This is a genomic window from Neoalteromonas flava (assembly GCF_002807685.1).
Lineage (GTDB): Bacteria > Pseudomonadota > Gammaproteobacteria > Enterobacterales > Alteromonadaceae > Alteromonas_E > Alteromonas_E flava.
Genome location: NZ_PEAX01000005.1, coordinates 69,336 through 88,637 on the forward strand (window position 1 = coordinate 69,336; position 19,302 = coordinate 88,637).

General features: G+C 42.7%; 15 protein-coding genes and 1 pseudogene. 9 read left to right on the forward strand and 7 right to left on the reverse strand.

Going from position 1 to position 19,302, the window contains the following annotated elements; translation table 11 throughout:
• Positions 1 to 22 precede the first annotated feature (22 nt).
• Complete coding sequence (locus CSH92_RS12290) at positions 23 to 1,120, reverse strand: plasmid recombination protein (RefSeq protein ID WP_100657941.1); 1,098 nt, start codon at positions 1,118 to 1,120, stop codon at positions 23 to 25.
• A gap of 630 nt (positions 1,121 to 1,750) precedes the next feature.
• Here CSH92_RS12290 and CSH92_RS12295 point away from each other — a divergent pair.
• The 4 genes from CSH92_RS12295 to CSH92_RS17130 all read left to right on the forward strand — a co-directional run bounded on the left by CSH92_RS12295 (position 1,751) and on the right by CSH92_RS17130 (position 3,590).
• On the forward strand, positions 1,751 to 2,269 hold the full coding sequence (locus CSH92_RS12295; protein ID WP_100657942.1) for a replication/maintenance protein RepL: 519 nt from the start codon (positions 1,751 to 1,753) through the stop codon (positions 2,267 to 2,269).
• Between the two features lie 84 nt (positions 2,270 to 2,353).
• Entirely contained in the window at positions 2,354 to 2,668 is a 315-nt protein-coding gene (locus CSH92_RS12300; RefSeq protein ID WP_100657943.1) for a hypothetical protein, read from the forward strand.
• Positions 2,669 to 2,677: 9 nt separating this feature from the next.
• The gene (locus CSH92_RS12305) at positions 2,678 to 3,019 is read left to right on the forward strand and encodes a hypothetical protein (RefSeq protein ID WP_100657944.1); all 342 of its coding nucleotides are present in this window, start codon (positions 2,678 to 2,680) and stop codon (positions 3,017 to 3,019) included.
• A 400-nt stretch (positions 3,020 to 3,419) separates the two neighbouring features.
• Positions 3,420 to 3,590 (forward strand): hypothetical protein, encoded by a 171-nt coding sequence (locus CSH92_RS17130; RefSeq protein WP_164084731.1) that lies wholly within the window; start codon positions 3,420 to 3,422, stop codon positions 3,588 to 3,590.
• 106 nt (positions 3,591 to 3,696) lie between these two features.
• Here CSH92_RS17130 and CSH92_RS12310 read toward each other — a convergent pair whose 3' ends face one another.
• The 4 genes and pseudogenes from CSH92_RS12310 to CSH92_RS12325 form a co-directional block, all read right to left on the reverse strand.
• Positions 3,697 to 4,317, reverse strand: a complete 621-nt coding sequence (locus CSH92_RS12310) for a hypothetical protein (RefSeq protein WP_100657945.1) — start codon at positions 4,315 to 4,317, stop codon at positions 3,697 to 3,699.
• A 28-nt stretch (positions 4,318 to 4,345) separates the two neighbouring features.
• Positions 4,346 to 4,675, reverse strand: a complete 330-nt coding sequence (locus CSH92_RS12315) for a hypothetical protein (RefSeq protein WP_100657946.1) — start codon at positions 4,673 to 4,675, stop codon at positions 4,346 to 4,348.
• Positions 4,676 to 4,816: 141 nt separating this feature from the next.
• Positions 4,817 to 5,020: pseudogene (locus CSH92_RS12320) on the reverse strand (magnesium chelatase domain-containing protein); the annotation flags it as partial.
• A 66-nt stretch (positions 5,021 to 5,086) separates the two neighbouring features.
• On the reverse strand, positions 5,087 to 9,412 hold the full coding sequence (locus tag CSH92_RS12325; RefSeq protein WP_100657948.1) for an EAL domain-containing protein: 4,326 nt from the start codon (positions 9,410 to 9,412) through the stop codon (positions 5,087 to 5,089).
• A gap of 320 nt (positions 9,413 to 9,732) precedes the next feature.
• Between CSH92_RS12325 and CSH92_RS12330 the strand changes: the two genes are divergently transcribed.
• Genes CSH92_RS12330 through ilvA form a run of 3 tightly spaced genes read left to right on the forward strand, consistent with a single transcriptional unit; the run spans position 9,733 to position 14,077 of the window.
• Positions 9,733 to 10,665 carry a branched-chain amino acid transaminase gene (locus tag CSH92_RS12330; protein WP_100657949.1) on the forward strand — a complete coding sequence of 311 codons (933 nt, stop codon included), beginning with the start codon at positions 9,733 to 9,735 and terminating at the stop codon, positions 10,663 to 10,665.
• Positions 10,666 to 10,679: 14 nt separating this feature from the next.
• Positions 10,680 to 12,542: a dihydroxy-acid dehydratase gene (gene ilvD, locus CSH92_RS12335; RefSeq protein WP_100657950.1), complete on the forward strand. Its 1,863-nt coding sequence runs from the start codon at positions 10,680 to 10,682 to the stop codon at positions 12,540 to 12,542.
• Positions 12,539 to 14,077 carry a threonine ammonia-lyase, biosynthetic gene (gene ilvA, locus CSH92_RS12340; RefSeq protein ID WP_205662178.1) on the forward strand — a complete coding sequence of 513 codons (1,539 nt, stop codon included), beginning with the start codon at positions 12,539 to 12,541 and terminating at the stop codon, positions 14,075 to 14,077. Before ilvD ends, ilvA begins: the two co-directional genes overlap by 4 nt.
• 185 nt (positions 14,078 to 14,262) lie before the next feature.
• Here ilvA and plsB read toward each other — a convergent pair whose 3' ends face one another.
• Positions 14,263 to 16,704, reverse strand: a complete 2,442-nt coding sequence (gene plsB, locus CSH92_RS12345) for a glycerol-3-phosphate 1-O-acyltransferase PlsB (protein ID WP_100657951.1) — start codon at positions 16,702 to 16,704, stop codon at positions 14,263 to 14,265.
• 134 nt (positions 16,705 to 16,838) lie between these two features.
• Between plsB and CSH92_RS12350 the strand changes: the two genes are divergently transcribed.
• Positions 16,839 to 17,828, forward strand: coding sequence for an FAD:protein FMN transferase (locus tag CSH92_RS12350; protein WP_240612805.1), 990 nt, complete (start codon positions 16,839 to 16,841; stop codon positions 17,826 to 17,828).
• Positions 17,829 to 17,853: 25 nt separating this feature from the next.
• On the forward strand, positions 17,854 to 18,828 hold the full coding sequence (locus CSH92_RS12355; protein ID WP_100657952.1) for a threonine dehydratase: 975 nt from the start codon (positions 17,854 to 17,856) through the stop codon (positions 18,826 to 18,828).
• On the opposite strand, the gene CSH92_RS12360 is transcribed toward CSH92_RS12355, so the two are convergent.
• On the reverse strand, positions 18,825 to 19,295 hold the full coding sequence (locus CSH92_RS12360) for a hotdog fold domain-containing protein (RefSeq protein WP_100657953.1): 471 nt from the start codon (positions 19,293 to 19,295) through the stop codon (positions 18,825 to 18,827). The two genes, CSH92_RS12355 and CSH92_RS12360, sit on opposite strands and share 4 nt — an antisense overlap.
• Between the last annotated feature and the right edge of the window lie 7 nt (positions 19,296 to 19,302).

The following is a 19,302-nucleotide window of genomic DNA, read 5'->3' on the forward strand; positions in this document are numbered from 1 at the left end:
CCGTACCACATATTTTAAAAAATCAAATTTTATTGAATTTTAGTTTAATCTCGCTTTTTGATTTTTTTACGTCATTTATAAGATCTTTATCATTATTAAACAGCTCCTTGTTAATTTCTTCTTGTGCTCTTTCTGCTTCAATCTTGTCAAATTGTTCATAATCAACAACAACTTGCGAATAATTATCAATGTCTCGTTTATATTCTTGTTTGTTGTGTGTATAAAAATTTGAAAGGTATTTTTTTGCAATTATCAAAGCCTTTTTAAAAATCGAATTAGTTAGAAGCTTAATCTTTTTAAGTCTATTTTCTGCCTCTTTTACTTCTTCTTTTAGGCTCTCGCTGTATTCCTCTAAAAGTTCTTTTTCTACTTCTAAATCACGTATTTTTTGCTGCTTTTCCCTACCCCTCTTGTTAATGGACTTTATTTTTATCTCTAAATCTTGGATCTTTTCTTCTTTTTCTTGCAATTTTTTTTCTACAAACTCAATTTTTTCTAAATGTTTCTTTTTTGATTTTTGTTTTTCAACTCCTCTTGTAAAACCAATACTTCTAAAACAATCACCAGCAAGATCCTGCATTTTCATAAAATGCTCATTTGGATATTTCCTTTTAGAATTAAACTTTTGTTGAATTTCTCTAAATCTTGCTTTGTTAGTTTTAAAGTCAAAATTGATAAAACTTAGGTGAGCATGAACATTTAATTTTTTTTCACCAGTTTTTTCACAAGTCGATCCTTCGTCAAAATGCAAAGAATAACCGAGCGGTTCAAAATGATATTTTTGAGCAATTTCATTCATATATTTTTCTATAAGTTTTGGTGCTTTATTTCTAAAATTTTCAGGATCTTCAATGTATTTTTCAAACGAAAAAGCAAGAACACCTTCAAGATAATGATTTGCATTTTTTTGGATTTTTTTGCCTTTTATACTTTCAATTTTTTTAGTAACTTCTTGATACTTTTTAAGTATTCCTTGGCTCGAAACATTCAAATGTGAATTTTCAGGAAATAAAATGTTATCCGATTTTTTACGAGCATTTTGATTTTCTAAATGCAAAATCATTGGATCAGCATCGCTTTTTTTCTTCGCTTTAATATTGAAACTTACAAAATTTTTCATAGTTAATTTAGGTTGTTAATACCTTCAATTAATCATAAAAAGAAATAAATACAATATAGGTGTGTATAAGCCCACTTATACACTACAAGTAGTGTGTGGGCTTTTAACAAGTTAAAAGAGATTAAACCTAACGGTTTAATTGAAAGCTCTTTCAGAGCTTTTAGCGCTCGCGCATAGCGAGTAAGAAGAGGGGCATAGCCCCTTTATATACCAGATACGAGCCGATAGGCGAGCAACAAGGCAACTCGTTGCCGTTCAAAGAGTTACTGACCGAAGGGAAGGCAACTTAATGAAATTTAATAAATGATCGTCATAAAATAAAAGAAGACAAATAAAAAAAATAATCCAAAGAACTCCCCAAAATATCAGATATTTTAATTATTTTTTTTGAAAAACTTTATCACTGTTAGAGTGACAAAATATCATTGATAGAGTGACAAATTATCACTTAACGAGTGATAAAAGAACATAAGCAAAAATTAATGCATCTTAAAATATATCTAAAACTCACTCTCACAGTGACAATTAAAATCAAACAAAAAAATATAAAACATCTTTTTTAATTACCTATTGACATAAAAAAAACTGAATATACAACATAATTATACGAACAATAAAAAAGGTGATTATATGGAAAATTTTCAGGAATATCATGGCGATAACCTAAAGAGTAGAAAGTTTTTAAAACTTAAAACTGAAACATTAGAAACTAAAAAAGACACGTATGGAAATATAGAAGAAGCAAAGAAAACACAAATTTATACAGGCAAAAGACAAGAACCAAATTATGTAAAAGTCTATTTTGACGACATAGAGCTACTTTATAAATTGCCTAAAAATACAAGTGGTTTCTTATACGAGCTTTTACCCTACATGAATTATCAAGGTGAGATTTTTATAAATTCAGTAATGAAAAAAAGAATAACCTTGAAGTTAGGGTTAAAAAATGAAAAGCAGTTAAACAACTATATAACGGTATTGATTAAAAATGACATTGTTAAACGAGTAGGTAGGGGTGTGTATATTATCAACCCTTACCTTCTGGCAAAAGGTAAATGGGAAGATATAGAAGGTTTAAGAGTTATTTATAAAGAAAATGGCGAGAAAGAAATAAAACCAATAGTTAAAGGTGAAAACGAAAATGATTAAAGAATTATCAGAGAAGAAACAAAAAGAATTTAAAGAAATTCAAAAACACATTCAGAAAAACTTTAAAAAACAAGGTAGGCATAAATGAAAAAACTAATATTAATTTTAACTTTATTGACGGGAGAAGTGACAGCTCAAGAAAATCTAAGTTTTACGTGTATCCAGGACAACAACAACTTTATTGTTCTTTATCCATTCATGAATAAGTGGGCAATTATCACCGATAAGCCCATACAAGCCGCAAGACGTGCCGAAGGCGCGGAAGCAATGAACACCAAAAGAGTTACACCTACGGCAGTAACACAAGCGCCAGCAGGAACAAAAAAACGCATTTGGGCACAGGGCGCAGTTGAAAACAACCTTGTAGCTTATATTGAACCACTATGTTTTGCGTTGTGAGGTGGTTCTATGGAAATTATGTATTCGGCAGTTAACCAAAGTACAACATTTAAATATAATTACGACAATTTACATGAAACGATACTTTCCTTTTATAGCGAGCTTACTGCTTTACAGAAAGAATTAATAGGATATTTGGAATGTGAATTAAATGATAATGAAAAAAAGGAAATGGAAGATCTAAAACAATTCATTCAAGAATATGAATGTGCAATTTTTGAATTAGAAGATATAAATTTCATAAATAATTTGCATGATCAAAAAACAGATTGGTTCTTTCTTGTTGATATTGAAAATCAAAATGAAGAAATAGAAAAAATAAGAATACTGTTAAAGCTAAAAGATTTTTAACGGCATGACTGAAAAAGTCGTTCCAATATGTAGAAAGTCAGATAAAATTAACAAAAACCAACTGGTCGGATGTGTTTAATCTTTTATTTGTGAGACTATCACGAATGTGTGCATAAAAAATGCCTTGCATTTCCTCTTTTACCTCAATAGAATAGAATCTATCCAATCAATTGGCGATTGGCTTCATGGGGTAATCTTATCAGAAGAGTATAATTGCCGTGTGGAGACTTGCCAGCGTAGCATTTGCTACGCTGATAAGGTGATACATATTTCTGCGGCAAATATGTTTGTCTAGAACTACATATCAATGGGGATTGAAATTATAGTTCTATTCTAGCCTTTTGCAAGTCTTGTAGATTTAAAAACCCTAATTTTAAATTTTCTTATGAGGACAATTGCAATGGCAATTCTCAAATCAGGTACAAAAGCAAAAGTTTCAGGTCAATATGAGTTAGTGGGTAAGCGTGGTGGTAAAACAGGTAAAGAAAGGACTGTTACACGCGGAGAACCACTACCCCCAACCCCTCAAAAAGGTCAGGGTTACGTCCTCGTTGATCGAACCAAGCACTAATTTATTAGCCCCCAAATGGGGGCTTTTTTATTTCTGATTTATTAGGGGCTTTGCCCCTTTCTTGGTCGAACCTTCGGCTTTTTTCGCGACAGCTTTGCTACGTAAGTTAGAGAGTTGCACAGTCTTCTGGTGTAACTGAATAAGCGACAATGTATTTTTTATCTTTGTCGAAATAACTATAATTTACGCTGTATCCTTCATTGAAAAATACTTTTAATTTTTCGTTTGTGCAGGATTGCGGCTTGGTTAGGTTGAAAAAGTTGTCATTCATTGCAGATATATCTATATCACTTGCATATAGATCCACAATAGAAATGAAATATGTATATTTTTTTCCTTTCTGGTCAATAGCTACTCTATCCAATCGTGTCGAGTCGTCAATCATGATCGGTAGACCTGCATTACTTTCTTGAACTGCGGTATCTATGGCTCTAATCTCAGCATTTTTATAACCAACAGCAACACCCAAAAGGAAGTTGACAGAAAAGCCAATAATTGCACCTGTCAAAAATCCGACAATTCTCTTCTTGCCTTTCCAAGACATAATGACCATGAAAAATAAGCCGTACCAAAGAATAAAACCAAACATTCTTGTTGAAACTGGGCTTGAAGGTTCTTGTCCTGCAATAATGGGGAGTAAAGTGGCACTTGTATGACCGAGGGCAGCAAGGAACAGTAATGCCGCGAATACTTTGCTCATAGTACTAATTTTCTTTTTATCTTCCATAACTACCTTCTCAGTAAGCAATATTTTATTAAAATTTATCCCACTTTTTAGCTTGAATCAGTCTATCAATAACTTTTTGATCATGTTCATTTTCAACAAAATCCTCATAATCTTCAACGACTGAATATTGAATATTCACTGTTCCACCGTCTCTTATTATATGTTTTTTAAGTATTAATATATTTTTATACACCCAATAAAAATAGCAATTTCCATTCTCTTGATAAATATCTTCTTCTTCATCTATTAGATCTGCTTCAATATCCTCGTAGTCTTTAACAAGTTTTGCACCTTGAACCCCAAAGGTAGTAGTTGATTTATCTTTTTCTATAAACTCTTCTAAAATCTTGTAACTCATTGATTTGTCTGATCTATCGGTACGTTGTGCCTTTCAGTCTTGGTCGGGTTCTTCGCCCTTATTTTGCGACCGCTGGAACTAAAAAATATTATCACAAAACAATAGGTTATTTTCAAAAGCATAATTTCCTGTAATTATCCAATGTATTACAATTCGTTTGGCCGGAAACTCAAAACCACTTTGCAAGATAGCGCTGCGAACTCTTTCTTTCGCTTCACGCACGGTGGTCTCTGCGAGCCCGACTAATGAGAAACTGGGAATACCATTAGCTAAATGAACTTCTATCGTGACGGTAGCAGCTTCAATACCGATACTCGAGCGAGAAAAAACTGTCGCAAAACCCACGGCCAATCCCAGAAATGAAAATTAGCACTCTATCGTAAGTAATGAAGAAAACGACTGGCCGTATGACTAGTTCATTGCGGAGGAATATAGCTCTTGCCATTGTTTTACCACAATGGACTTAGCCATATCAGCGGTCACGGGTTTAGAGAAGTAGTAACCTTGCAGGCGGAAACAGCCGTGTTCTGCGAGGAAACTAACTTGCTCCTCGGTTTCTATTCCTTCTGCTATGCAGTCCATATGCAGGTTCTTGGCCATGCCTATGGTGGTTATTATCAAGCTGTCTCCGCTGCTACCCGTGCCGATATCATCAGTGAAACTCTTATCTATCTTAATTACATCGAGTGGGAATATTTTCAAATAACTGAGTGATGAATAACCTGTACCAAAGTCATCCAATGCCAGCAAATAGCCTTCTGCATTAAGTGCCTTGAATTGCTCTAACGCCATTTCCTTGTCACCCATCAGAACCCCTTCAGTTACTTCAAACCTCAAAGCACTGCGGGGTAGCTGATAGCGATCCAGCAATTCGGCTAAGATCTCTAAATCAAAGGTTGCAGTGAAGTGCAAAGCTGACAAATTAACTGACAGATAACCGCGATAGCCTTCTTCATACCAAGTTGCTAGCTCTTTAATTCCGGCAATAATTGATAGTCGAGTGACTTCAACAATCAATCGCATTTCCTCAAGGATAGGTACAAACTCGGCAGGTGAGATCGGTTGCTCACTGATGGCGCAGCGCATGAGCAGTTCCATACCCTCGGTTTGATGCGTATTGATATTTACGATGGGTTGATAAACGTTAAAGAATAGTTCCTGTTGGTAAGCACGCTTGACTAAGTTCTCTAAGGACAGTCTATATTTGGCGCGCACGTTCATCGATTCAGTAAAGAAACGGAAACTATTCACCGCATCACCTTTAGCACTGTACATGGCTACGTCAGCGTAACGCAAAAGGTCTGAAGGTTCGGTACCATCATTTGGATAAACTGACACACCGATACTGCATGAGACGCGCAAGGTTTCTTTGCGTACTTGGATGGGCTCTTCTATCAGTTCGATAAGGTTTGAGATAAACGAGCTGACGTCTTCGAAATCTTTGACATCTTCTAAAACAATAACAAATTCATCGCCACCAATACGTCCTACGGTATCATTTTGGTTAGTGATGTTTTGCATACGCTTGGCCACAACGCGAAGTATGTTGTCGCCATATTCGTGGCCAAGACTGTCATTGATCCCTTTGAAACGGTCAAGATCGACAAACAATACTGCAACCAGTGAATTATGGCGCTTAGCATTGTCGATAGCGTGCTCTAAGCGGTCCAATAACAAGTTGCGATTAACCAACCCAGTAAGACCATCGTATGTGGCCATTTTGAGTAATTTGCGTTCGGCTTGTTTTTGTTCCGAGATATCAGAAAAAACCATCAAATAGTGATCAATTTGACTAGCGTCATCGCCGTTTTTGACGGCATTTAGGTTAATTAAAACATCATGTTGGCGCCCGTCGGCCAGTTGTAACTTTTGCTCGCTGCGCCAAAACCCATCAATATTTAATTGTTGTAACGCCGACTGGGTATAACTCATCAATTCGGGGTACTTAGCTTGCAGTGTTTTAAACTGTTGCGCCACATCTTCGTCGGGGTCCAGAGCAAAAGCATTTTCAAAGGCTGGATTGACCGCTATCGGCTGGTAGTCCTGACTAAAAATAACGACCCAGTCGCGAGTTTGCTTGAACGCATCACCAAACAGACGGACTTGATTGCGCGCTTGTTCTAAATGAAACTTCTGGCCTTTTCGGATCCACCAAACAAGCAACAAGACTAGCCCAATGGCCAGTGCATAGAGTACTTTTGCGGCAAGTGTATTCCAGGGGGCTGGAGCAACACTGATTTGCAAACTAGCAGGCTGCATATTACTTAGCGTGCTATTGTCACTGGGGGCTACCGTAAAGGTATAGTCGCCTTCTTCGAGCAAAGGTAGTGACACAAACGGCTCATTAGTTGAAGCTGTACTAATGGATTTGCCGTTTTTAATCAAGGTGTAAGTGTATCTGCCAAGCCCGCTTTGACTGAATTGCAGACTACTAAAACGTATTGTCAGGCCATTATCGTCATAGTTCAGTTTGATTGTTTCTCCGGCGATATTATTCAGCGGCATGTCGAGTTCGCGCGTTGCCAAGGACACTTCGCTGATCACCATTTTATCTTGCTGGGCAGCCGCGGCATAGGCTGTCTCGGAATAACTGGCTTCAATTAGACTCGCAGGGTCAAAACTAACCACGCCACTAGGCGAACCGAACGCAAGGCTGCCGTCGCGCAATTTAGTATGGGCATGGTCATTAAACTCAGCCACATTAAGTTCTTGTCCATAGCGAAAATCTTCCAAACCTTGACGATCAGCGGATAAGCGATGCAATCCGGAGTGGCTGCTAAACCACAAATTATCTTCTGCGTCGGTCATTAAGGAATAAACCAAGTTGGTTGGTAGAAGATTGTCTTCGTTGAAAAAATACCGCTGCTCGAACGTGTTTTTGTCTACACCATAGAGACCATGACCCGGGTAACCAATCCAAATAATACCGCTTTGGTCGACCGTAACACTGCTGGGGTAAATGCGCGCGTTATTTGCTGCGGGAGGTATTTTGTGCACCGTGGTGCGAGCGTAAGTCTGGGGATGAATTAACGACAATTCCCCGGTGGTGGCTAACCACATCTGATTATCAAATTCTTCTGCGTAGTCGAGGAATGCGTAAAATCGATTGACCGGAATGTTATCACCCAATGGAAGTTCGGTCAGGCTCTTATCAAAAGGATCGTAAATGAAATATCCCGTTCGGTTGCCGGTATCAAGCACGAACCAAATGCGCTTTTCTGCATCCTGACCACTTCCCCAAACATAGGAAGATACAACACTCTTATCATCGTCTGATAAGGTCTCAACAATCTTGCGTTCGCCAGTAGTTTTATCCACTTCCCACAAGCCAAACCCGGTTTGTACAATAGCTCGGTCTTTCTCAACAGTAAAGATACGATCAACATAGGCATCGCTATAGGGAATGTATTCTGATTTTTGAAACAACAGTTTTGACTCGCCTGTCGCAGGCGAATAAACCGTTAGACCGTTATCCGTACCAATCCAAAGATCATTGTCAGGGTCTTCATGGATTGCCCAGATAGTATTGTCGGTCAAAGGAGCGTTGTTTTTATTCTCTAGGGTGATACTCAAAGTATCGAAGGTGAGGCTCAGCGGTGACCAATAGAGCGCTCCGCCATAGTTGGTTGCTAACCAAAGATTTCCGTCGCGATCGATTTCAATATCTTTGATGTCTTTGCGCGATAAGACATCAACGCCTTTAAGCGGTTCAAACAAGTACTCGTAAACCGGCGATTCATCGCGCATATCCAAAGAATACAAGCCAATATCAGAGCCAATCCAGAACTGCTCGGGTGCCTTTTCAATAACGCGCCAGATATTGCGTTCTGGTATTACAAGCTGTGCAGGTTGCATACTGCCTGTTTCTTCCAGAGAGCGCAGTAAATCTGTGGTAGAGCTACGATACAAACCTCTAACGGTAGATATCCACAGATAGTCTTGAGAGTCGATGAAGAGGTGTTTAACATTCAATTTATCAAAATTGGTGTTGGCATCGTTGGGACCTCCTAGGAAATTTAGCTTTATGGCTGGCTGATTTTCTTTTTTGGCGTAAAGACCATTGCTGGTGGCGATAAGTAACCAGTTATCGAGATTAATTGCCCAGCGGATAAAGTTTTCACTTTCAATCAATTGGTCATTGATTTCGTAAATAACTTCAGTGCTTTCGGTGGCGTAGTCATAGCGCAAGATAGTCTGCTCAAGCACAATAATAATGCGACTTTGAGCATCTTCAAACATATTAGCCCCAATTTGAATGTAGTCTTCATAATCAACATAGGGAAGTGCGACCACGCGAACCAATTCGCCGGTTGAAGGAGTAAGTCGGTATATGCCATCACCGACAGTCGCGAGCCAAATGTTTTTGCGGCTATCTTCAACAATCCGATAAACCGGCATATCGAGTAGTTCGTCGTTCGGACCGTTGATACGTTTGAGGTTGTAACCGTCCCATCGGTCTAATCCGCCTTCGGTGCCCAAATACAAGAAGCCATCGCTGTCTAGCAACATATCGACCACTGAATCCTGACTCAGACCGGTTTGCGTGCTAAGCGCAAAAAAACGCGGCGTTTTTAATTTTGCATCAGGGGTATCGGACAGGGGACCCTGGAAGGCTTGAACTGTAGACAGCCACGAAAATGCAGCAAGCAGCAAAATTGTCGCAACACTAAAACGTGAGGTAAAAGCGTTTGCATACTTCATTGAAATAGTTGTTGCGGCTAAATGTATCAACTGCATTAGCTTCGTTAACAAGTGACTACCCCACAATATAGCAAAAATACTCTAGGTTAAAAACAATTCAACGGCGAGTGGATTGGATCTTGCTATAAACTTTACATTCGTGATACTAATATACAGCGCTTGCCATGGCGCCCTTTTCCACAAACGAGAAACCCTGTTTCTCGCTTCTGATTTACTTTGGTGGTGTAAGTTTACATTTCCACGTTTTTGTTCAGGTCTGATTTCTGCTGTTCTCGTTGGGCAGTTGCGCAGATGCATGTATCATCACGTCTGTAAAACTAACTACCCTACGAAATACTGTTTGTTAAGGAACTACTATGGCGAAGCAACCTGCAGAATATATTTGGTTTAATGGCAATATTATCCCGTGGCAAGAGGCCACTGTGCATGTCATGACCCACGCAATCCATTATGGCTCATCGGTTTTTGAAGGCATTCGTGCTTACAACACACCAGATAGAGGGACCTGTGTTTTTCGACTGAATGAACATAATCGACGTTTATTTGATTCTGCGAAAATCTATCGCATGACCATTCCGTACACGCTGGATCAAGTGAATCAAGCTACTCTCGACATTATTCAGAAGAACAATCTCAAATCGGCCTACATTCGTCCGATCGCCTATTATGGCGATATTGGCATGGGATTGCAGGTACCTTTTGGTCAGGAAACTGAGCTTACGATTGCGGCATTTGAATGGGGTGCTTACCTAGGTGAAGAGGCGCTAAAAAATGGCGTCGATGCAGGCATTTCTAGCTGGAATCGTTTAGCAGCTAATACTATGCCAACAGGAGCTAAAGCGGGCGGTAATTATCTGTCATCCCAGTTGATCTCTATGGAAGCGCGCCGTCACGGTTATGGTGAGGGTATTGCGTTGGATGTGAACGGCTTTATTAGTGAAGGTGCTGGTGAAAACATTTTTGTTATCCGTAATGGTGTCGTCTCGACAACACCAAAAACGGCTGCGATTTTACCGGGAATTACCAGGGATACGGTTATGACTCTGTTAAAAGAGATGGGGTACACCGTGCGCGAAGAAAATATTGCCCGTGAAGCCATGTATCTGGCTGATGAAATTTTGATGTGCGGTACAGCGGCAGAAGTTACACCTGTACGTAGTGTTGATGGAATAAAAGTGGGTAATGGCGGCCGTGGGCCGATTACCGAAAAAGTTCAAGATGCATTCTTTGGGCTTTTCAATGGCAAAACTGAGGATAAATGGGGTTGGTTGACACCCGTATACGAGTAATTTAGGAGGGCAACATGCCTAAGCTTCGATCAGCTACAACCACACAAGGGCGCAATATGGCCGGTGCTCGCGCATTATGGCGAGCGACCGGGATGAAGGATACCGATTTTGGCAAACCCATTATTGCCATCGCAAACTCCTTTACCCAATTCGTGCCTGGCCATGTACATTTAAAGGATATGGGACAGTTGGTTGCGCGCAGCGTAGAAGCGGCCGGAGGTGTTGCCAAAGAGTTTAATACCATTGCTGTTGATGATGGCATTGCAATGGGGCACAGCGGAATGCTGTATAGCCTGCCGTCACGTGAAATTATTGCAGATGCTGTCGAATATATGGTCAATGCACACTGTGCAGATGCATTAGTGTGTATCTCCAACTGTGACAAGATTACGCCGGGAATGCTAATGGCCGCTATGCGCTTGAACATTCCAGTCGTTTTTGTCTCAGGCGGACCAATGGAAGCGGGGAAAACCAAATTATCTGATCAGTTGATCAAGCTTGATTTAGTCGATGCTATGGTTGCGGCTGCTGATGACAAAGTCAGTGATGCAGACAGTGATGCTATCGAGCGCTCAGCCTGTCCTACTTGTGGCTCTTGTTCGGGTATGTTCACAGCCAATTCAATGAATTGTTTAACTGAAGCTTTAGGGTTGTCGCTGCCTGGCAATGGCTCTACGTTAGCCACTCATGCGGATCGTGAACAGTTATTTAAACGCGCAGGCAGTTTAATCGTAGAATTATGCCAGCGTTGGTATCAAAACGAAGATTCGATGGCACTACCGCGCAATATTGCTAATTTTTCCGCCTTTGAAAACGCTATGAGCTTGGATATAGCGATGGGCGGTTCAACCAACACAATTTTGCATTTATTGGCTGCAGCGATTGAAGGGGAAATCCCTTTCGGCATGAATGATATTGACCGTTTGTCACGCAAAGTACCGCACTTATGCAAGGTTGCACCAGCTACACCGCAGTATCACATGGAAGACGTGCACCGAGCTGGTGGTGTTATGGGGATCCTTGAACAGCTTAAACTAGCAGGGTTGTTACATACCGACGTCAGTCATGTATTGGGTAAGGCAATGGGCGAGGTTATCGATGAGTATTCCATCATCAATCAACCCAAGGCAGACGTAGTCGAGTTCTACAAGGCAGGCCCAGCAGGGATCCGCACGACCCAAGCGTTTAGCCAAGATTGTCGTTACCCCACGGCAGATACCGACCGACAAGCGGGTTGTATTCGTTCAATTGAGCATGCTTATAGCCAAGAAGGCGGTCTCGCCGTGTTGTTCGGTAATCTAGCAACCGATGGATGTATTGTAAAAACCGCCGGCGTTGATGAATCGATTTGGCAATTTACCGGGAAAGCGAAGATTTTTGAAAGCCAAGATGACGCGGTGGCGGGTATTTTAGCGGATCAAGTGCAGGCCGGTGATGTGGTGATTATTCGCTATGAAGGTCCTAAGGGTGGGCCGGGTATGCAAGAAATGCTTTACCCCACGTCTTATCTAAAATCTAAAGGATTGGGAAAGCAATGTGCGTTAATCACTGACGGGCGCTTTTCTGGTGGTACTTCAGGACTCTCTATCGGACATTGTTCGCCTGAAGCAGCAAGTGGCGGTGGGATTGGATTAGTCGAAGACGGAGATACCATCATAATCGACATTCCCAAACGCAGTATCAACATTGATATCAGCGATGCTGAACTAGAGCGTCGCCGCGAAGCCATGCAAACAAGTGCTAAACCTTGGCAACCGGTTGAGCGAGAGCGGCCAGTATCGGTATCACTGAAGAATTTTGCCTTGTTAGCGACCAGTGCAGATAAAGGTGCAGTGCGTGATAAGGCAAAACTAGACCAGTTGTTGTCGCAGTCATGACCGTGCCAGTCAGTTTGCAAGAGTACTTGCGGAAAATTTTGCTAGCCCCGGTTTACGACGTTGCGGTGCACTCTGAGCTGACGTTTATGAATCGCCTATCGGCTGAATTGGGCAATGAAGTATGGCTGAAGCGTGAAGATCAACAACCGGTCAAGTCCTTTAAATTGCGCGGGGCTTACAATTGCATCGCTCAGCTTAGTGCAGATAAAGTCGATGCTGGGGTCATCACTGCATCTGCAGGTAATCACGCTCAGGGCGTTGCCTTCTCTGCCAATAAGCGTGGGATAAAGGCTACTATCGTGATGCCGGAAACTACGCCTGATATTAAGATTGATGCAGTAAAGCGCTTTGGTGGCGATACTGTAGAAGTGGTTTTGCACGGTGTTAGCTTTGATCAGGCTAACCGTCATGCTAAGTGGTTGGCCGACGATCAGGGCTTGACCTTTATTCCTCCTTTCGACCATCCAGATGTAATTGCAGGTCAGGGAACGATCGCACGTGAACTACTTGAGCAGAATCCTAATTTGCAGCGCTTGTTCATCGCCGTCGGTGGCGGCGGCCTTGCCGCAGGTATAGCCGTTTATTTAAAGCAGTTACGGCCAGACATTCAACTGATCGGCGTTGAAGCTGAAGAAAGTGCCTGTTTGCTTGCTGCTAAACAAGCAGGCAAACCGGTGGAGCTTCCATCAGTGGGCATATTTGCTGATGGTGTAGCGGTTAAGATTGCCGGCGAAGAAACCTTTCGCCTATGCGATCAATTGCTTGATGACATTGTTACCGTTACCAATGATGAGGTTTGCGCAGCGATTAAGGATATATTCGATGACACTCGTGTCATCGCGGAACCCGCTGGCGCGCTCTCGATTGCTGCTATTCGCAAGTATGTAGCGAAGAATAACCTAAAAGGTGAGCGACTTGGCGCCATTCTGTGCGGGGCTAATACTAATTTTCACACCTTGCGATACGTATCGGAACGTTGTGAACTTGGCGAACAAAAAGAGGCGGTGTTTGCCGTTAAGTTGCCGGAGCACGCGGGTGCGTTTAAGCAATTCTGCGAAACGCTGGGGAATCGTGCAATAACTGAGTTTAATTATCGTTACTCGACAGATGCAGAAGCTCATGTGTTTGTGGGCATTAAATTAAAGCAAGGACGTCAAGAATTTGAGGTGCTACTGAACATTTTGGCGGAAAAAGGCTACCAATGTTTTGACCTGTCAGATAATGAGCTAGCCAAGCTGCATGTGCGTCATATGGTAGGTGGTCGATTGGCAGCTCCACTAAATGAACATGTGTTTTCTTTCGCTTTCCCCGAATATCCAGGTGCACTTTTGACGTTTTTGCATACGCTTGGTGAGAAGTGGAATATCACTTTATTTCACTATCGAAATCACGGCGCTGCTGACGGCTTGGTGTTATGCGGGTTCGACCTTCCAGAACAAAGTCGGGCTGAGTTTGATCAACATTTGGCGGCACTGGGTTATGCTTTTGAGGAGCAAAGTGATAATCCGGCGTATAAGTTTTTCTTGGCGCATTAAAATTAAAATATTAGCGTTCGAGTTAGCGAAAGCAATGCGAGCGCCATGTCATAATGTATCTATGGTTCACCAATCGAACTGATGTGTGCATGAGTGCGGCGCGTGCTGAGATTTAATTTAATATCGGTTGTTGTTTATGCAGGTAAAGCCTCTTGATTACAAGAGGCCCCGTTGATTTACGCTTGCTATTTATTGAGCTGAAGTAGGTGCTGGCTAATTTCCGGCCATACCAATTGATTGATCTCAGTCTGCAAAATCTTACTGTTGTCTGAATGCTGCAGCGAACCATCATCGGCTGAGCGCAACATGTCTTGCTCACGCAATGCAGTTACCAAACAACTGAACACGTTTTTATCGTAAAATTCAGGTGAATTCATGCCGTAAAGTGCAGACAAACGCTCAGCTATCTCACGAGACTGACGTTCCAGTTCGCCACGGCTAATGGTTTGATTAATTTCCAATACTCTTAATACGACGGCGTAGCGCTGCACCGTTTCCTGCATGGCGCGGCTTAATAACCAGGCAGAATGGAAGTGTTCGGATTCCCGCGGGGGGGGCAATATCTTGCGCCCGCGTTGCTGCAATAAACCTTGTTCCAGAAGCTGCATCAGTAAACGTTCACAATAGTCTTGTGCCGACTCATGTTCCATGTACAAGAATAATTCCTTCTGCAGCAAAGGATAAATATCGTGCATGAGCTGCAACAGTTTCGCTTTATCAATACCATTGTTAGCAAATACAATGGTGCTGATCATGCCTGGTAGGGCGAATAAATGTAGAATATTGTTGCGGTAGTAGGTCAGGGTAACGGCATTATTCTGCTGCGCTGCGATAATGCTTTCGTGGCTGTCGTCATGTACAGACAAGCGCTTTAACTTTAAGGTCTCATTTAATAACGCTGCGCCGCTTAATTCTACTAATGTAGCATCTTCACTAAAAGGTACCTCGCGGAGTAAATGCAGGTAGTCATCCATAGCTCTGGTGAGCTCAGACTTTGTCATAGCATTAGTTTTTGACGACAGTAAGCACATACTTACCAATGCCATGCCATTGATCGCCACAGCTTTATTGATGCGCAGCATAATGCGATTGGCGAGTTCATTTACGGTCGGTGTAAGCCAGCTTGGTTTTTTATCCTGGAGATCAGTTTGGCTGGCACGCCATTCTGGCGCACACTCATCCAGAAACTGATTTAACTGCAGCGGTTCACCAAAATTCACATAACCATGCCCATAGTTTTTGAGTTTTCGGATCGCTGACAGGATCTGCAGTGGAGATTCTTTTTTCTTATTTGAGCCGGTGAGTTCTTTTTGGTAGCTCTTCACTTCCATTACGTGCTCATAACCAATATACACCGGTACGATGCTCACCGGGCGCTTAACCCCTTTCAGCATGGCCTGCAAAGTCATTGCCAGCATACCCGTTTTTGGTGGAATTAGACGCCCTGTGCGACTGCGCCCTCCTTCTGGGTAGTACTTTACCGAATACCCTTTGTTAAATAGCAACTCAAGGTATTCACGAAACACGGCGGTGTATAATTTGTTCCCTGCAAAACTGCGGCGTAGGAAAAAGGCGCCAGCTCGACGAAAAATTTTACCTACCGGCCAGAAATTAAGGTTAATGCCGGCGGCGATATGCGGGGTAACCATACCTTCGTGATAGATCACATAGGTCAGTAAAAGGTAGTCCATGTGACTTCGGTGACAGGGGACATATATAATTTCATGTCCGTTTTGCGCCAACTCGCGGATCCGTTTAGCGTGCCCGACACTGATACCATTGTAGATCTTATTCCATATACGCGTGAGCACTCGGTCGCCAATGCGGATCAACCCCTCACGGTAATCACCAGCGATTTCATCAATGTAACCTTGAGCAACCTGGCGTGCTTGAGTAAGGTCAATATTCTTGTTTTGGGCTTCCTCCTGAATCGCGAACTTAACTGCTGAGGCCCCCAAAACTGCGTTATTCAATTCACTCCGTTCAAGCAACGTCGGGCCGGTAAATGACTGGCGCTTGCGATGAAAATGGGTGTTGGCTACACGCACTAACTTCTGCGCAATATCATGATCGGAACCATGCTGCTTGACCATAGTGCGGGTTGAAACAGCCCGTGAAAAGCTAACGAAGTTGTCGCGACCAAGAAACAAAACAATAAATAGTTTACGCAGCCAGCTAGGCGATGCACGGTCAGCGATTAAGTCGGTCCAGCCAGGGTTGCCTTTGCCTGGTGCCCGGCCCCAAGTGATAAAAACGGGTAATACTTGGAAGTCGAGTTCAGGGTGAACGCGGTGGAGATGGAAAATATTAGTAAAAATCTCCACGGTTTCGGTTTGTTTTACCGAGCGCTTGATGACCGGCTGCGGGCGGCGTAAAAATAAACTGCGTGGCAGGCGCACGTTGTCGGTTTCAAAATGTCCATTGGGGTCAGGCAAGCCAAGCTTTTTAGCCACAAATCGCAAAGCCAATTGGTCGGTGAGAGAATCAGTTTGTAACAAGTAAACGATGGGCTTGCGTTTATCGATACCTAATTCGCTCTCTACATCAGCTGGAATGCTTTTCGAGCGCACCAATAGTTTTACTGGCCAATAAAAACAAGAAGAAAGGCTATTACGAAGCCAGGACATTTGTATTCCATCCAACAATTAAAACCCGCGGATAATATCATGTACGTAAAAAATTTGCTTTATACAACTATCCCTCGCATGCTGCTGTCTGTCTTAAAAAAGAGTAAAGGAATGCGTCTGGCGTGGATAACACTATGATGTACCGTACAATCGCTTTATTCGGATTGATGTTTAGTAGCCTAATCGGCGCTGTAGAAGAGCCTGTTAGTGGTAATTGGTATCGTGACACCGCTGCAATTATGGGGACTAACATTGAGGTTCAGCTATGGGCCGCAACACCTGAACAGGGAGCCGCTGCAGTTCAACAAGTATTTATTGAGATGGAACGCATTAATCAATTGATGAGTCCATATATCGAAACCAGTGAGCTCAGTAGACTTAACCAAAACGCATCTAAGCATCCAATCCAAGTATCCAGTGAAATGTTCGAGCTGCTTAAAACGGCAGAAGCCTATTCACAGCTTACAAATGGGGCATTTGATATTACCTTTGCCAGCGTCGGTTTTTTATTTAATTATCGCGAGCGAGTCAAGCCCACCACGGACCAAGTCCAGGCGCTCGCCAAGGTGATCAATTACACTTTAGTGAAATTAGATAGCCAAACACGAACAGTCAGGTTTACCCACCCCGATGTGAAAATAGATTTGGGCGGCATCGCAAAAGGCCATGCGGTTGATAACGCCATTGAACTAATAAGATCCATGGGGATCAAACATGCGATGGTCACTGCGGGTGGTGACACCCGTTTGCTTGGTGACCGCTTGGGTCGCGACTGGGTTGTTGGGATTCGTGATCCGCGTCAGCCAGACAAGCAAGCTGTACTGCTACCACTGAGTAATACGGCAATGTCGACCTCTGGTGATTATGAGCGATTCTTTGAAGAGGATGGGGTTCGTTATCATCACATTTTGTCGCCCAAGACCGGGCAGTCGCCTGCTGAAGTTCAAAGCGTTTCTATCATCAGCGATTCTGCAACGGCCAATGACGCTCTTTCTACTGCTGTATTTGTATTAGGTGTCACTGCTGGCCTGAACTTAGTCAATCAGTTGGGGGATACTGAAGCAATTATTATGGATAGTCAGCGTAAATTACATTATTCAGATGGACTGGCACAACAACAGTAGTGCACATGAAATATAAGGAGCAACTATGGAATTTTCACTATCTCAACTACAAGCAGCAGCCCAGCAGGTGTACCAGTCACAGCCACCAACCCCGCAGTATTCGTGGCCACTCCTCAATGCAATGTTGGGTACAGAACTTTGGGTTAAGCATGAAAACCATACGTCTACAGGCGCTTTCAAAGTTCGTGGTGGGATTACCTATTTACAATGGCTAAAGCAACAGTATCCGGAATGCCGAGGAATTATTACAGCGACCCGCGGAAATCACGGGCAAAGTCAGGCAAGAGCTGCCGCAGCGCTGGGATTATCAGCAACCATTGTGGTTCCCGAAGGCAATTCAGTAGAAAAGAATACTGCCATGCGAGCTTTTGGTGCTGAAGTCATTACTTACGGCGCTGACTTTGATAGCGCTAGAGAGCATGCATTAGCGTTGGCGACACAGCTCGATCTGATTATGGTGCCTGCATTTCATCGTGAGATTGTCGCTGGTGTGGCGAGCTATGCGCTGGAGTTATTTACGCAGGTCAAAGATATTGATCGAGTATACGTACCGATTGGCTGTGGTTCGGGGATCTGCGCGGTGATAGCTGCGCGTGATGCGCTAAAGTTGAAAACCGAAGTGGTTGGGGTGGTTGCAGAAAACGCCATGGCCGCAAAGATATCCTTTGATACAGGCCGCATTACTTCAACGGATTCTGCGCTAACCTTCGCAGACGGTGTTGCCGTGCGCACACCAGTGCCCGAAGCGTTCGACATATACTCTCGCGGAGCCAGCCATATTGTGGCCGTGAGCGATACTGAAATAGCCAATGCCATTCGTGCATACTATACCTGTACGCACAATATTGCCGAGGGTGCAGGGGCTGCGCCTCTCGCTGCAGCACTGCAAGAAAAGTCGGGGTTGGAGGGTAAAAAAGTGGCTGTAATCCTATGCGGCGGCAATATTGACAGTCCTGTGATGGCGCAAGTACTCAATGGGCTAACACCAGATATGGGCTAGGCCTTGGCTTTCTTCTCACTGACCCAAACGGTAATTGTACCTGTGACCACAACATTGCCATCGGTGTCATAGGCGTTTACGGCAATCGCTAGGTCACCTGGTTGCCATGCGTCGTCAGGCACATTAGCAACACAGCGAATGTCTGTTGGGGCCTTAGCAGGGTATTCTACAGCCATACTTTTTGGGATCCAGCGCAGATGTTTTGGGATCGAAGCTTCACACATGAACCCCATGGCCATTTCTAAACCATTACAGATAGCAATAACATGAGTTGTGCCGATATGGTTTTGCACAATTCGGCGTTTTTTGAAAGTAACCTCACAATGATTGGGGCGCAGCTCAGTGATCAATGGCGAAATAGTTGAAAAATAGGGCGCTTTGCGGGCAGTAAACCAACTAAATAATTGCCGGCCAAACGGAAACTTTAAGAACTTAGCGTAGGTGTTCAATACGTAATTTTTGCTCATAGCTTAT